General features: G+C 59.6%; 14 protein-coding genes. 8 read left to right on the forward strand and 6 right to left on the reverse strand.

The features are described 5' to 3' along the window. The first annotated feature begins 337 nt into the window (after window positions 1-337). From aroQ to accC, 3 genes are read left to right on the forward strand one after another with little or no spacing between them, the layout of a single operon-like run. Window positions 338-787 carry a type II 3-dehydroquinate dehydratase gene (gene aroQ, locus ACEVBK_RS15060; protein ID WP_375055730.1) on the forward strand — a complete coding sequence of 150 codons (450 nt, stop codon included), beginning with the start codon at window positions 338-340 and terminating at the stop codon, window positions 785-787. A gap of 34 nt (window positions 788-821) precedes the next feature. Further along, entirely contained in the window at window positions 822-1,304 is a 483-nt protein-coding gene (accB, locus tag ACEVBK_RS15065) for an acetyl-CoA carboxylase biotin carboxyl carrier protein (RefSeq protein ID WP_375055731.1), read from the forward strand. A gap of 9 nt (window positions 1,305-1,313) precedes the next feature. Next, entirely contained in the window at window positions 1,314-2,654 is a 1,341-nt protein-coding gene (gene accC, locus ACEVBK_RS15070; RefSeq protein WP_375055732.1) for an acetyl-CoA carboxylase biotin carboxylase subunit, read from the forward strand. A gap of 360 nt (window positions 2,655-3,014) precedes the next feature. On the opposite strand, the gene ACEVBK_RS15075 is transcribed toward accC, so the two are convergent. Together ACEVBK_RS15075 and ACEVBK_RS15080 are read right to left on the reverse strand one after the other, a co-directional pair. Further along, window positions 3,015-3,497, reverse strand: a complete 483-nt coding sequence (locus tag ACEVBK_RS15075; protein ID WP_375055733.1) for a hypothetical protein — start codon at window positions 3,495-3,497, stop codon at window positions 3,015-3,017. Between the two features lie 4 nt (window positions 3,498-3,501). Continuing rightward, window positions 3,502-4,326, reverse strand: a complete 825-nt coding sequence (locus ACEVBK_RS15080) for a transcriptional regulator (RefSeq protein ID WP_375055734.1) — start codon at window positions 4,324-4,326, stop codon at window positions 3,502-3,504. A 1,217-nt stretch (window positions 4,327-5,543) separates the two neighbouring features. Between ACEVBK_RS15080 and ACEVBK_RS15085 the strand changes: the two genes are divergently transcribed. From ACEVBK_RS15085 to prmA, 4 genes are all read left to right on the forward strand, one after another. Continuing rightward, the gene (locus ACEVBK_RS15085) at window positions 5,544-5,909 is read left to right on the forward strand and encodes a RidA family protein (protein ID WP_375055735.1); all 366 of its coding nucleotides are present in this window, start codon (window positions 5,544-5,546) and stop codon (window positions 5,907-5,909) included. A gap of 209 nt (window positions 5,910-6,118) precedes the next feature. Further along, a complete protein-coding gene (locus ACEVBK_RS15090; protein WP_375055736.1) occupies window positions 6,119-6,361 on the forward strand; it encodes a YhdT family protein in 243 nt (80 codons plus the stop codon). Next, window positions 6,351-7,805 (forward strand): sodium/pantothenate symporter, encoded by a 1,455-nt coding sequence (gene panF / locus ACEVBK_RS15095; RefSeq protein WP_375055737.1) that lies wholly within the window; start codon window positions 6,351-6,353, stop codon window positions 7,803-7,805. Before ACEVBK_RS15090 ends, panF begins: the two co-directional genes overlap by 11 nt. 132 nt (window positions 7,806-7,937) lie before the next feature. Next, window positions 7,938-8,813 carry a 50S ribosomal protein L11 methyltransferase gene (gene prmA / locus ACEVBK_RS15100; protein ID WP_375055738.1) on the forward strand — a complete coding sequence of 292 codons (876 nt, stop codon included), beginning with the start codon at window positions 7,938-7,940 and terminating at the stop codon, window positions 8,811-8,813. A 152-nt stretch (window positions 8,814-8,965) separates the two neighbouring features. Here prmA and ACEVBK_RS15105 read toward each other — a convergent pair whose 3' ends face one another. The 4 genes from ACEVBK_RS15105 to ACEVBK_RS15120 are packed head-to-tail and all read right to left on the reverse strand — an operon-like array spanning window position 8,966 to window position 13,489. After that, a complete protein-coding gene (locus tag ACEVBK_RS15105) occupies window positions 8,966-10,075 on the reverse strand; it encodes an ABC transporter permease (protein WP_375055739.1) in 1,110 nt (369 codons plus the stop codon). Continuing rightward, a complete protein-coding gene (locus ACEVBK_RS15110; RefSeq protein WP_375055740.1) occupies window positions 10,072-11,166 on the reverse strand; it encodes an ABC transporter permease in 1,095 nt (364 codons plus the stop codon). Before ACEVBK_RS15110 ends, ACEVBK_RS15105 begins: the two co-directional genes overlap by 4 nt. Continuing rightward, window positions 11,166-12,137: an HlyD family secretion protein gene (locus tag ACEVBK_RS15115; protein ID WP_375055741.1), complete on the reverse strand. Its 972-nt coding sequence runs from the start codon at window positions 12,135-12,137 to the stop codon at window positions 11,166-11,168. The genes ACEVBK_RS15110 and ACEVBK_RS15115 overlap by 1 nt, the downstream gene beginning before the upstream one ends. Beyond that, window positions 12,134-13,489 carry a TolC family protein gene (locus tag ACEVBK_RS15120; RefSeq protein WP_375058585.1) on the reverse strand — a complete coding sequence of 452 codons (1,356 nt, stop codon included), beginning with the start codon at window positions 13,487-13,489 and terminating at the stop codon, window positions 12,134-12,136. The genes ACEVBK_RS15115 and ACEVBK_RS15120 overlap by 4 nt, the downstream gene beginning before the upstream one ends. 263 nt (window positions 13,490-13,752) lie before the next feature. Between ACEVBK_RS15120 and dusB the strand changes: the two genes are divergently transcribed. Further along, window positions 13,753-14,718 carry a tRNA dihydrouridine synthase DusB gene (gene dusB / locus ACEVBK_RS15125; RefSeq protein ID WP_375055742.1) on the forward strand — a complete coding sequence of 322 codons (966 nt, stop codon included), beginning with the start codon at window positions 13,753-13,755 and terminating at the stop codon, window positions 14,716-14,718. The last annotated feature ends 11 nt before the right edge of the window (window positions 14,719-14,729 follow it).

The following is a 14,729-nucleotide window of genomic DNA, read 5'->3' on the forward strand; positions in this document are numbered from 1 at the left end:
GCATGACAATCTTGCATCACAAGACGCGATGTCAATCGCGTGGCAGGCTACGCAGAGCCCCCATCATCGGCAGGATCTCGCGGCCACGGCCGGAACCCGGGATTGCCCATAACGCCCGGCAACGGACAAAAGATGACCAACCGAACCACGCTGCCCCTGCAAATCCGCACTTTATCAGGTCATTAGACCAGTAAATTGCTGCCAATTTTCACGAAATCACTATAATTGGGCGCACTGAGCCAGACCGCACGATTTTATTTGCCAGTAACGGGCAAAAGCGGCTAGGCTCCATGTTGCTCGATGTGTACACCGCAAGATTGACGAGGATTGCTGCATAATGGCCGATAAATTCCGAATTCTGCTGCTTAACGGTCCCAACCTGAACCTGCTGGGCCAGCGCGAACCCGGTATCTATGGCCAGAACAGCCTGAACGATATCGTTGCGCGGCTGACCGAACAGGCCGACCAACGCGATATCAAGCTCAGCCATCTGCAATCCAATGCGGAACACCTGTTGATCGACGCCATCCACCAGGCCTGTGGCAAGCAGGATTTCATCATTATCAATCCCGCCGCCTTTACCCACACCAGCGTGGCCATTCGTGATGCCCTCCTGGGGGTGCATATCCCCTTTATCGAGGTGCACCTGTCGAATGTGCATGCCCGCGAGCCCTTCCGTCACCATTCCTACCTGGCCGACAAGGCGGTGGGGGTAATCTGCGGCCTGGGAGCCGATGGTTACGAATTTGCCCTTGAAGCGGCGGCCCGTTACCTGGCCCGCCGTTAATTCAGCACAGCACTAACACAAAAAGAGAACGCTCATGGATATTCGTAAAATCAAAAAACTGATTGAACTGGTTGAAGAGTCCGGCATCGCCGAGCTGGAAATTTCCGAAGGGGAAGAATCCGTTCGCATCAGCCGCTACGGCGCCCCGGCGCCGGCCATGGCCGTACCCCAGTACCATATGCAGGCCGCCCCTGCGCCGGTCGCCGCTCCCGCCGGTAACCCCGGTAATCCCGGTAATCCCGGTAGCGCTGCCCCGGCCGAAGCCGCCGCCCCGGAAATCAGCGGCCACGTGATGCGCTCCCCCATGGTCGGTACTTTCTACCGCGCTCCCAGCCCCGGTGCCAAGAACTTCGCCGAAGTGGGCCAAACCATCAAGGCCGGCGACACCCTGTGCATCGTTGAAGCCATGAAGATGATGAACCAGATCGAAGCCGACAAGTCCGGCGTGATCAAAGCCATTTTGATCGACAACGGCCAGCCGGTCGAGTTCGACGAGCCCCTGTTCATCATCGAATAAGGAATTCCCATGCTGGATAAAGTAGTCATCGCCAACCGCGGTGAAATCGCACTGAGGATCCTGCGCGCCTGCAAGGAGCTGGGGATCAAGACAGTGGCGGTTCACTCCACCGCGGACCGTGAACTCAAGCATGTGCTGCTGGCCGACGAGTCCATCTGTATCGGTGGTAATCAGGCCAGCCAGTCGTACCTGAATGTTCCCTCCATCATCGCCGCCGCCGAAGTCACCGATGCCGTGGCCATTCACCCCGGTTACGGCTTCCTGGCGGAAAACGCCGATTTCGCCGACCAGGTGGAAAAGTCCGGCTTTATCTTTATCGGCCCGCGCGCCGATACTATCCGCCTGATGGGCGACAAGGTATCCGCCATCGAAGCCATGAAAAAAGCCGGTGTGCCCTGTGTACCCGGCTCCGACGGCCCCATCGGTGAAGATACCAAGCGCAATGCCACCATTGCCAAGCGTATCGGTTACCCAGTGATCATCAAGGCCGCCGGCGGCGGCGGTGGTCGCGGCATGCGCGTGGTGCGCGCCGAGAACGAGCTGGAAAAAGCCATCGCCATGACCAAGGCCGAGGCCGGTGCCGCCTTCGGCAACGACATGGTGTACATGGAGAAATACCTGGAAAACCCGCGCCATATCGAGATCCAGGTGCTGGCCGACGGCCAGGGCAACGCCATCCACCTGGGCGAGCGCGACTGCTCCATGCAGCGCCGTCACCAGAAAGTGGTGGAAGAAGCCCCGGCTCCGGGCATTACCGCCGAGATGCGCAAATTTATCGGCGAGCGCTGCTGCCGGGCCTGTGTGGACATCGGCTACCGCGGCGCCGGCACCTTCGAGTTTCTCTACGAAAACGGCGAGTTCTACTTTATCGAGATGAACACCCGTATTCAGGTGGAGCATCCGGTGACCGAGATGATCACCAGCGTAGACCTGATCAAGGAGCAGCTGCGCATCGCCGCCGGCCAGCCCCTGTCCATCACTCAGGATCAGGTGGTGATCCGCGGCCATGCCATCGAGTGCCGGATCAACGCCGAAGACCCGAAAAACTTTATCCCGAGCCCGGGTGAAATCAAGCGCTTCCACTCACCGGGTGGCCTGGGCGTGCGCTGGGATTCGCACATCTATGCCGGCTACCGGGTACCCCCCTACTACGATTCCATGATCGGCAAGCTGATCTGCTACGGCGAGAACCGCGATATCGCCATCGCCCGCATGAAACACGCCCTGAACGAGCTGGTGATCGAGGGTATCAAGACCAATATCCCGCTGCACAAAGAGATCATGAGCGATGAAAACTTCCGCAACGGCGGAACCAACATCCACTATCTCGAGAAAAAGCTGGGGTTGTAAGCGGGATGACCGTTCTTTGTCACCGCCGTCAAGGCGGAGGTGACCAGGAGCAGCGGGTTCCCGCTTTCGCGAGTGCGACGACAGAGTAATCCGAAGGTTTTCCGCATTAAATAACGGCGCCGCAAGGCGCCGTTATCGTTTGTGGCGATGAGCCTACTCCGTTAGACAGGCTCAATGCTTATTGAGTTATTTCATCTTGATTTGGACATTAAATAACTGTTCCGAATGGTAGAACACTCTCGACAGCGACCAGGTACCACTAACAGGGATAGCGCGACGGAGCCCCCAGAGACAGGTGCCGTGTCTGCGTGTGGAGCCCGGTTTATGTAGCTGTATTAGGAACAGTTATTTATCAGCCATTCAATTGTTACTAACACAGACAAACATGGGAACACCAAACTGCTTGAATATGAATTTACTCCGATCCACATCCATTCTGGAGACTTCAAAAATAACCATTTCCTCATCCATATTGAATGGCGGAATAATCCTGTTATTCATCGAATCATCCAATGGGGATTTATCACGCTTTTCAATATTAAGCAGATACGCCCCATCTACCCGTTCATAGTTAAAATAGGATCTTCTTACTATTCGATGTCTTCTTTCATTCTCAAAAACCTCACCAAACACCTGCATCACACCCTTTTTATTATCAAAGGTAATAATGTCAATTCCGGCCGATGTAATCTGGTTATCAATATTACCCGTTCGTTTGATGGTCACCAGGTCAGCGCGGCACGATGGAAGTTCTGCGTCACATAAAAAGTAAGATAGCAGTGCTATTGATAGCAAGACACCAAGGCAAACAAAGAAGATATTGTTTTTGTTAATCAAAATCATAATATTACTGATATTCGTATAAAGATATGTTTTCACAATGTGAGTAATGCGCCCGCTCTTTAAAACCAGACGGACAATAGGCAACAAAGTATGCGCCTTTAACGCCTCCTTTCTTGCTCCATAACCAGTCGGCATTCTCAAAATAATAGACTTCGGCTGGCTGGGAACAACTCAGCTTTAACTCCTTTAATCTTTCGCTGACATTATTCAGCATATCGTCGGAATGGACGTGCGCAGACTTCACCCCGATAACAGTATAAACCTTACAGTTATCTATACTCCCCAAGTTTACCTGGTACTCTACCACCTCGGTAGACCACAGTTTTTTTGTACCTAGATAGGTCAGCATCATTAATACTACCATGGCCAGAATAAGCCCTGCTTTAAGTAAATATGGCTTATCCCTTATTATAAAAACGCCATGTCCAAAAATAGAGTCAGAAAATTCATTCGAGTTGTGAACGGCTTTGCCACCACCTTCAACCTGTACACCGGCATTGAAGCTGAATCCAAAGCGGGGGATCGTGACAATCAGTTCATTTTCACCGGCTTCAGACAAGCTCCTGCGCAGCATGGAAACATAATTGTTCAAATTATTTCCGGACGCCACCAAACCATATTTATCCCATACTTCGGAAAGCAATTCATCACGGGATATATTCCTGCCATTATGTTCAATAAAGTAGGATAGTAATCTGGAGGCAGGCGAAGGGAGCAGAGCGAAAACTTCATCCTCTCCTGACAAACGGATGCTACCGTCTTCATCATTGAAAACAAGGCGTCCATTGATAACATAAAGCATTTTCTTACAACCTCCTCCGTTTTTCATTCCCACCAGAACTGCGCCCTCTTGTCAACCGGTTGATGAAACCTGTTAGATAGCAGAGTTGGGAATAACTATTTATTCCATTGAGGAACATAATAAAAAACTGACATCCCCATTATGGAGATGTCAGAAAAATAAACAAATAACACAAACAACATGAGCAAAGGGGAAAAACAATCAATTTTCAAAAATAAATAAATCACTCCTCATCTGTAGTTCTACCGAAAGGTTCTGGATGTTTTTTGATAACTTTAGACTCCTCCCTAACAAAACCGCACATGCAGCATCGAATCTTACCGTCTGGATATCTGTGATATTCATGGGGGCACATCGCCATGACAATGGAATCAACACACCTTGTTAAAAAACCAAATAACATCCCGCCCCAAGACCTGCGCTGGTTACTCCTGATGATCAATACCTCCTACCGGCAGGCTATCGATGTATAGGCGGGACATTCCGCCAGCATGGCTAAACCTTTCATGGTCGGTCGCCAACAACGGGATCGACCTGCCCACCTGAAAGCCGTTGAAGTTCGTCGGTTATACCAGTGGCAGACCAGAGCCAATCGACGGTTACCAATGAATCAGTGGATTGAATCACTGATCCTAATGGTGCGGCATCGACCGGGTACCGCACACTGTCTTGATTGATCTACCAATCGGAACAGCTATTTAATCGTATCAGAAACACACCAAATAAAAATATTATATCAACATAACCAAATAAACAGAATAAAAGACTAAAATATGATTAATTTACAGATTATAAATAACCGGTAAAACTCAGCAAATAGGTAATTCCCGTAATGAGCCCCCATGCATCGCAAGACCGATGCCACCAACGGCTCCTAGCGAGCGTCTCCTTGCGATGGTAGCGGCTGCGCACGATCCGCAAACCATCGTGGGCGGAGCCAACTGACCGCTCCTAATATCGCTGCATCAACCGGATACCGCACGCAGACACACACTCCCTGAGGGCTTCGCCTGGCGGCGCGGCTCGCTTTCCCCACCCAGGCCGCTAAATAACTGTTCCGATTGGTAGATCACTACCGACAGCGACAGGGTTTCGCTAAGCAGACCCTCCGCGCCAGGGATGGCGTGGCGGAGCCCCCAGGGATGGGTTCACGGCGTGTCTGCGTGCGGTGCCCGGTCGATGTAGCACTATTAGGATCAGTTATTTAGAATATCCGCCCGAAGCCCACCTGAAGGAGTCATATCATGAAGATCCATCGCATCAATCCGACCCGACGCTGGTCCGACATTACCGTATTCAACGGCATCGCCCATTTTGTCGAGGTGCCGGAAGGCGATCTCGGCACCGATATCCAGGGGCAGACCGCCCAGGTACTGGCCCAGGCCGAACTGGCTCTGGCCAAGATCGACAGCAACAAATCCCGCTTGCTGTCGGTCACCATCTATCTGACCGACTTCATCAACCTGGCGGCTTTCAACGAAGTGTGGGACGCCTGGTTCGCCGAAGGCACGGCGCCCAGCCGCGCCTGCGTCAAGGCGGAGCTGGCCAACCCCGGCTACCTGGTGGAAATCGCCTTCGTCGCCGCGGCGGGAGAAGGCTTCCTCGACTGAGACACCGGCCAGATAACGGCATGGCCGCGAATAAAGCAGGGTCGCCAAGCTTGTTGACAAAGCCGTCCGTTATCACCCAAGAAGTTGGCCAAAGGGCCAACGCCGCCGGGAAGCCGTGATCCCATATATGGGGGGCTTCCCCACGTCCCTCTTATTGATCCAGCAAACATGAGGCTGCTATCCTTCGCCCCCTGCAAAGGGGACCCCACATGACCAATATCGTCCATATCGCCCGCCGGGAAGCCGTCCTGAGCGTGACGCTGGCCTTGCTGTACCTGGCCGGCTGGGCCGCCACCGCCTATCTGGTACCGCCCGGACTGAACCTGGCCGGCTGGCCGCTGTGGTTTGTGCTGAGCTGTCTGTTCAACCCGCTGCTGTTCGTGCTGCTGTGCATCCTGATGGTGCGGCGCGGATTCCGGCCGGTCGAGCTGGGAGACCACCATGAACCTTGAGCTGCTGATCCCGCTGGTCATCTACCTCTCCGCCATGCTGGGCCTGGGATTCTGGCTCAGCCGCCGTCCGGTGGAGGGCAGCTTCGTGCAGGACTACTTCCTGGGCAACAGATCCATGGGCGGCTTCGTACTGGCCATGACCATGGTGGCGACCTATGCTTCCGCCTCCTCCTTTATTGGCGGGCCGGGCGCGGCCTACCGGCTGGGACTGGGCTGGGTGCTGCTGGCCATGATCCAGGTGCCGACGGTCTGGCTCACGCTCGGGGTATTGGGCAAGCAGTTCGCCCATATTGCCCGCAAGGTCAATGCCCTGACCATCAACGACATGCTGCGGGCCCGATACCAGAGCCCGCTGGTGGTGGTGCTGGCCGCACTTGGCCTGCTCGCCGCCTTCGTCGCCACCATGGTGGTGCAGTTTATCGGGGGTGCCCGGCTGCTGGAAACCGTGACCGGACTGCCCTACGAGGGTGGCCTGATGCTGTTCGCGATGACGGTGCTGCTTTATACCCTGATCGGCGGTTTTCGCGCCGTGGTGATCACCGATGCGGTACAGGGGGTGCTGATGTTGCTCGGCACCCTGGTGCTGCTGGCCGGAGTGCTGCACGCCGGCGGGGGCGCCTCGGCCCTGTTTGCGGGGCTGGCCGACATCGACCCCGGCCTGGTCAGCCCGCAAGGACCGGACGGTTTGCTCGGCATGAGCTTTATGCTGTCGTTCTGGGTGCTGGTGTGTTTCGGGGTGATCGGACTGCCCCATTCGGCGGTGCGTTGCCTGGCCTACAAGGACAGTGCCGCCATGCATAAAGGTATTATCATCGGTACCCTGGTGGGCGCCGTACTGATGTTCGGCATGCATTTCGCCGGTGCCCTGGGCCGGGTGCTGCTGCCGGAACTGACCGTGCCCGACAAGGTAATGCCCACCCTGATGCTGGCGGTGCTGCCGCCGGTGGTGGCCGGGCTCTTCCTCGCCGGCCCCATGGCCGCCATCATGTCGACCATCGACTCCCAGTTGATCCAGGCTTCGGCTACCCTGGTGAAGGATCTCTACCTCAACTACCTGTGCCGTACCCCGCCCTCGCCCACCGCCATCAAACGCGCCAGCCGGCTGGTGACCCTGGGGCTGGGGCTGGTCGTGCTGTGGGCGGCCCTGAGCCCGCCGGACATGATCATCTGGCTCAACCTGATGGCCTTCGGGGCGCTGCAGGCCATCTTCTTCTGGCCGCTGGTACTGGGGCTGTACTGGTGGCGCGGCAACGCCACCGGGGCACTGGCCTCAATGGTAACCGGAGCCCTGAGCTATGGCCTGCTGCTGCATTTCGGCATCAAGCCCCTGGGGCTGCACGCCATAGTGCCGAGCCTGTCCCTCTCCGGTCTGGCCTATATACTGGGTTCATTGCTGAGCCCGCCGCCGCCATCCGAAGTCCGCGAGCTGTTCGGAAACGCCTGAAAAAATACCCCGACCGCATCAGCGGCCGGGGCAGAATCCAACCCGATTCACAAGGTAAGGTCTGCCTGCCGACAGGACAGCAGGCCACACCAATGGTAGAATCGCTCCTTTACAGAATCATGAAGCGACGCCATGCCCTGGATACAAATTCGCATTAACGCCACCGAAAAGACCGCCGACAAGGTCAGCAACATGCTGATGGGGCGCGGCGCCCAGGCCGTAACCTACATGGACGCCGAAGACAAGCCGGTGTTCGAGCCCCTGCCCGGAGAAACCCTGCTGTGGGACGACACCGTGGTGATCGGCCTGTTCGATGCCGAAACAGACCCGGCCCCGGTGCTCGACTTTATGCGCAAGTTCTATCGCAAGGATCTGGTGTACAAGGTCGAGCAGCTGGAAGACAAGGACTGGGTACGCGAGTGGATGGACAGTTTCCACCCCATGCGCTTCGGCCAGCGGCTGTGGATCTGCCCCAGCTGGCGCGAGGTGCCTGACCCCTCCGCGGTCAACGTGATGCTGGATCCGGGCCTGGCCTTCGGCACCGGCACCCACCCCACCACCGCCCTGTGCCTGGAGTGGCTGGACGGCCAGGATCTGCATGACAAAACCGTGATCGACTTCGGCTGCGGCTCCGGCATACTGGCGCTGGCGGCACTCAAGCTCGGTGCCAGGGAAGTGATTGGCATCGATATCGATCCCCAGGCGCTGCAGGCCAGCCGTGACAACGCCGAGCGCAACGGCGTGGCAGAGCGGCTGAGCGTCTACCTGCCCCAGGATCAGCCCGCAGGGCTGCAAGCCGACGTGGTGGTGGCCAATATACTGGCGGGGCCGCTCAAGGAGCTGTCGCCGCTCATCAGCGAGCTGGTCAGGCCCGGTGGCCAGCTGGCCCTCTCCGGCATACTGGAAACCCAGGCCGAAGGCCTGAATCAGGTGTACGAGCAGTGGTTCGCCATGGAGCCCCCGGTGTTCCGGGAAGAGTGGGCCCGGCTGAGCGGCAGCAAGCGCTGAATCGGCAACGCCCATTCCCCGTCGGCATCCTTGTTTAATAATGGTCCCCCCGCGAAGGCGGGGGCCATAAAAGAGCTATCTGGAACCCAAGCCAGTTTGGCACCGTGCGGTCTCTTGCGATGTCCACCTTCACGGAAGCTGGCCATGGCTAATCAGCTCTCCACCAGCCGCCGTCCCCGCCACCCCAAGGCCCAGAGCCATCCCCCCAGCACCGCCACCTGGGCCCACAGGCCGCCCCAGTAGGGCAGCACCTGGGCGAAGTCCGCCCCCATCTGGTTCAGCCTGAGCATGCCCTTGATGCCCTGGGTGCTCGGCGCCAGCTGGGCCAGGACATCGAGCCAGGGCGGCAGCGCCTCCACCGGCCAGATAAAACCGGCCACGAATACCAGCGGCAATGAACTCAGCAGTACCAGCAGGGTAACCCGCTCCCGCCGTCGGGCCAGTCGACCGAGCAAACAGCCGAGCAGGGCGGTGGCAATAAAGAAGGGCAGCAGGAACAGCAACAGTTCCAACGGCCGTCCCTGCCGCGGTACCTGGTAGCGCTCGAAGGACCAGCCGAAATAGTAGAGGCTGAGTACCAGGTAGACGAGTGTCAGGATCCCCACCCGGGCCACCAGGCCCCCTTCCCTCCCCCCGGGCACGCTGAGCAGGCCGGCACCGATCAGCAGGGTCTGGTGCAAAATCAGCAGGAACACCGCCGGAATCACATAGCCCAGGTAGCCCTGGCCCGGGTTGAACAGGGGCCTCGCCTGCAGCACGAAGGGGCTGTGCCGTTCGCTTGCGGCCGTCAGCGGCAGGCCGGTGGCGGAGAGACGGGAGACTTTTATCTCGGCGCCCAGGGTGGCACTCGCCCCCACCAGGCCCTCGGCCAGGGCGCCGTAGATCAGGAAGTAGCCGTTGTTGGCGGCGATGCCCACCGTCACCGGCCGGCCCAGCAACAGATCCCGGTGAAAGCCGTCGGGGATCAGCAAGATGCCGAAGGCCCGCTCGCCATCCAGCCAGGACTGCGCCTCGGCCAGGGTCGCCGCCCGGCCCGCCAGCCGGACCTTGGGGCTGGCGTCGGCCATAAAGGCCAGCCGGCGCGAGGCCTGGGTGCCGTCCTGATCCACCAGCACCAGGGGTACCTGGCTCACCTCCTGGCGCAGATAGGGGGTGGGATAAAGAAAGGAATAGAACAGCACGCCGCCGAACACCGTCAGCAGGACCGCCTTGTCGGCCCCGAGCCGGGCCAGCTCCGCCCTTATCGCCTGCCACAGGGTCATGTCGGCCTCCGGGCGGCCTTGAGCCGGACCAGCCCCAGCAGCGGCAGGTAGCAGAGGAAGGGCCAAAACCGCCCCAGGGCAGCCCCCCAGCCCTCACCGTAATAGAGCTGGCCGCTCTGCAGCTCCACATAGTGGCTGGCGGGCAGCAACAGGCGCCAGAACTGGGCGAAGCCGCTCATGTCGGCGGCGGGAAAGCTGATCCCGAGAAAGGCGAAGGAAGGCGCGGTCAGCGCCGCCGCCAGGCTCAGGCCCCGGGTGGGATCGAAACTCAGCACATAGAGGGCGAAGCCGAGCAGGCTGGCGGCGGCACTCATGGCGGCCAGCCCCAGCAACAGCGGAAACAGCCCGCCCTGCAACGGCCAGCCCCAGAGTCCGAACATCAGCGCCAGCATCAGGGTGCCGTAGAGCAGGCCATAGCCGGTATAGCTCAACCAGAGTCGCCCCAGCAAACGGCCATCGAGCCGCAGCCCGGGCTGCCGGCATCGCCGGTCCAGGCCCAGCAGGGCGGCGGCCACCACCAGGATCTGCAACAGGGCGGGCAGGGCCGCACTCAGCAGGAAGCGACGGTAATCGCTGTTGCCGTTATAGAGCGCTGTGAGCTGGGGCCGGATCGGCTGGGCCTGGCCCAGGGCCGCGGACGCCACCGGACGCACCGCCAGCGCCTGCAGGGTACCGAGCTCGGCGTTGAGCTGGCCACTCACCTGGGCGAGGGCACTGTTCACCAGCTTGCCCACCAGCATGAACTGACCATTGTACACCGCCTCCAGCCTGGGCTGGCGCTGCAGCCGCAGATCCGCCTCGAAGCCGGGCGGCACCAGCACTACGCCATAGAGCCTGCCGGCGCGCAGGGCGTGGTAGGCCTCCTGCTCATCGCCGAAACCGGTTACCGCCAGGCTGGGCGAGGCCGCCAGATAGCGGCCCAGGGTGCGGGACAGGCTGGAGCCATCCTTGTCTACCAGGGCCACCGGCAGGCCCCGGGGCTGGCCGTTGCCAAACAGGGCACCCAGCAGCAGGAAGAGGACAAGGGGGCCGATCAGCAGCAGGGCTCGCTGCCAGGGGTCCTGCCATAGCGCCTGCCATTCGCGCAGCATCAGAGTTCGACCACCAGGGTCATGCCGGCACGCAACCCCGCGATGGGCGCCTTGGGCCTGGCTTCCAGCTCGAAGCTGCGCAGATCGAAGCCCTTGCCCGCATCGGTGGCGCGCCAGGTGGCGAAGTCGCCCATGACCCCGATATGACTGACCACGAAGGGAAAACGTTCGTCCAGTGCGGGAATGTAAACCTCGACCTCCTCGCCCATGGGCAGCCGGGACAGCAGATCTTCCCGTACATGGAACAGGGCCCAGGCGTCATCCATGTCGGTCAGCATTACCACCGGAAAACCCTGGGGTGCCAGCTCGCCCGCCTGCAGCAGTACCTTGGTGACCTCACCCCGGTGCGGGCTCAGCACCCGGGTTTCCTCGGTGTAGGCACTGACCTCGGCAACGGCGCCATCGGCCCTGGCCAGTTGGCTTTGAGCGGCGCGGATCTGCTCTTCCCGCGCGCCTTCCTCCGCCATTTCGAACTGCTGATAGGCGGCGCTGGCCGTCAGCCGGGCCGACTGCCACTGGGTATGGGCCTCGTCCCGTTGCTGCAACGACACCACCCCTTCCTGATAGAGGTTCTGGATACGTTGGTAGGTCTTGTGGTAGAGCTGCTCCGCCGCCCGCGCCTGCTGCCACTGATCCCGCGCCGCCTGCACCTGTTGGCGGCGGGCGCCGCGCTCGGCCTCGTCGGCCTGGGCCCGGGCCGCGTCCCGCCCCGCTTCGGCCTGCATCAGCCTGGCCTCAAGCTCGGGGCTGGCCAGGGTGAACACCGGCTCACCCCGCTCCAGCCGATCGCCCTTGCGCACCAGAACCTTGTCGATACGGCCGCCGATCTTGCTCGACACCTGATACTGCTGGGCTTCAAGCTGGCCCTGGATACGCAGCGGTGCCGGCTGGTAGGCCCGGTAAAAATGCCACACCAGCCAGATAGCCAGGCCGGCTACCACTACCAAAAGAGCGATCTTTGCTTTATTCATCGGTTACCTTGCACGGCGGCTTGCTGTTGATATTGAGTAAAGGTGTCGGGCTGGCCGGAAACCGCCAGCAAGCGGGCCAGGGACACCACGTACTGATAGGCGGCGGCCTGCTGCTGGGTGCGGGCCCCGGACAGGCGCAGCTCGGCATCGGTCACTTCCAGGCTGGTGGACAGACCCTGGGTGAAAGCGTGCTGGCGCAAACGCAGGTTTTCTTCGGCCAGGGCCAGGGTGGAGGCCAGTGCTTCGAATTGCTCTCGTGCCTGCCGGGCCTGGCGCCAGGTTTTTTCCACCAGCAGACGCAGATCCTGACGGGTCTGGGCACCAAGATGGCGCACCTGCAGCTCGGCACTGCGGGCCGCTTCCACCAAGCCGCCACGGCCACTCCTGTCTACCAGCGCGACCTTGACCCCCAGGCCCACTACCCAGTCGGGGCTTATCTGGGAGGTGATGGAATCCCGCTCGTGCAACGAATAGTTGCCGAAGGCGAACACCTCGGGATAATAGCGGCCCTGCTCGGCCCGGATGGCACCATCCGCCTGTTCCAGTTTGGCCGCCAGCACCTTGAGCGCCGGATGGCTGGCCTCCATCCGTTCGATAAAGCCCTCCAGCCCCTCGAGATCGGGCCCGATAAAGAGCGGGTTGGCCGGGGTGGCCACCGGGCTCGCCACCAGTTCCCGAAAGGCCAGCTCGGCCAGTTCCAGGTTGCGGCGGGCGTTGTCCGCCTCGACCCGCGCATTGTGATAGGCGGCCTCCGCCGACAGCCGCTCGATGCGCGCCATCTGTCCCTGCTGCTCCAGTTTAAGCGCATGTTCATGGTGACGGGCCAGGCTGTCGCGGCTCCGTTCCCGGGTGTCCAGCAGTTCCCGTGCCAGTACCACGGTGAAGTAGCGCTCGGCCAGGGTTTCGAACAAGGCCTGCTCTTTCAGCCGCAGCTGCTCCCTGGCTTCATCCAGCTGGGCGGCGCGAATATCCTGAGCGGCGCTAATGCGCCCACCGGTAAACAGCGGCCACAGGGCGGTCACCGAGGCCCGCACCAGGTTCTGATCCACCAGCGGCAGGGTCAGACCGGCGATACCGGCCGCCACGTCCTGGATCACCGCATCCAGCCCCGCATTCCCCGTATGTACCTGATTCAGGTTCAGATCCGAGCCCTTGAGCTCCATCTTGCGATCCAGGTGCAGATAAGTGGCGCTGGCGTCCAGTTGGGGCAGAAACAGGGCCCTCGCGGCCCGTTGCTGGGCCTCGGCCTTGCTCACATTGGCCTGCTCCGCGGCCAGTCCCTGGTGCTGAGCCCGCACCTGGCGCCAGGCGGCGTCAAATGGCATAGGGGCTGCGTATGAGGCTGAAATCATCATCCCAGCCAGTAGCAACATCCCAATTCGAATAAAAAACATAATAAGAACAGTCATCTAGGATCGCGAAAAGGAATCTTAGCCTAATTGGGCGCGAACGGTAAGTGGTCTGGCCAGAAAGGCGTACCCAGCCGGTTTTTCGCACAAAATACGCCCGGGCATCTTGACTTATAAAAAAATGCACGCCGGTTAATTTGTGACCTTTTCAGCCTCCTAAAAAATGCGTAAGATACGCGACCCTGAGCCGAGACAGCCGTATTCTCATGGAAATTGGTCCTTACAACTTGTCCGCACCACTGCTGGTGGCGCCGATGGCCGGAGTGACTGACAGACCCTTCCGCACCCTGTGCCTGCGCATGGGCGCCGGAATGGCCGTGTCGGAAATGATGTCGTCCAACCCCAGGGTGTGGCAATCCGACAAGTCCCGTCGGCGTATGGATCATGAAGGTGAAACCGGTATCCGTTCCGTCCAGATCGCCGGGGCCGATCCGGAATTGATGGCCGAGGCGGCCCGGTTCAATGTGGACCAGGGCGCGCAGATTATCGACATCAATATGGGCTGCCCGGCAAAGAAGGTAAACAAGAAGATGGCAGGTTCCGCCCTGCTGCAATACCCGGAACTGGTCGAGTCTATCGTCAGCGCCGTGGTAAAGGCAGTGTCGGTGCCGGTGACCCTGAAGATTCGTACCGGCTGGGATCCGGAACACCGTAACGGCGTGCAAATTGCCCGCATCGCCGAAGACTGCGGTATTCAGGCCCTGGCCGTGCATGGCCGTACTCGTGCCTGCATGTACAGGGGGGAAGCCGAATACGACACCATCAGAGCAGTAAAACAAGCCGTCTCCATTCCCGTTATCGCCAATGGGGATGTCGACAGCCCGGAAAAGGCGCGTTTTGTACTGGATTACACCGGCGCCGATGCCATCATGATTGGCCGGGCTGCCCAGGGACGGCCATGGATTTTCAGAGAAATCCGCCACTATCTTGAGCAGGGCACCACTCCCGCACCGCTTCCCAAGGACCAGGAGCGGGCCATGATCCGGGAACATGTTGCCGCACTGCATGAGTTTTACGGTACGGTAATGGGCGTACGGATCGCCCGGAAACATGTGGGGTGGTACTTGCAAGAGAGTGACGCGGGCCGTGACTTTCGCAGTGATTTCAACGCTCTCGAAGAGGCTGAGCGACAGCTCGACTCTCTGGAGCAGTATTTCGCGAATATAGCTTAACGAACAAAAGA

The sequence above is a fragment of the Zobellella sp. DQSA1 genome (genome assembly GCF_041950555.1).
GTDB lineage: Bacteria > Pseudomonadota > Gammaproteobacteria > Enterobacterales > Aeromonadaceae > Oceanimonas.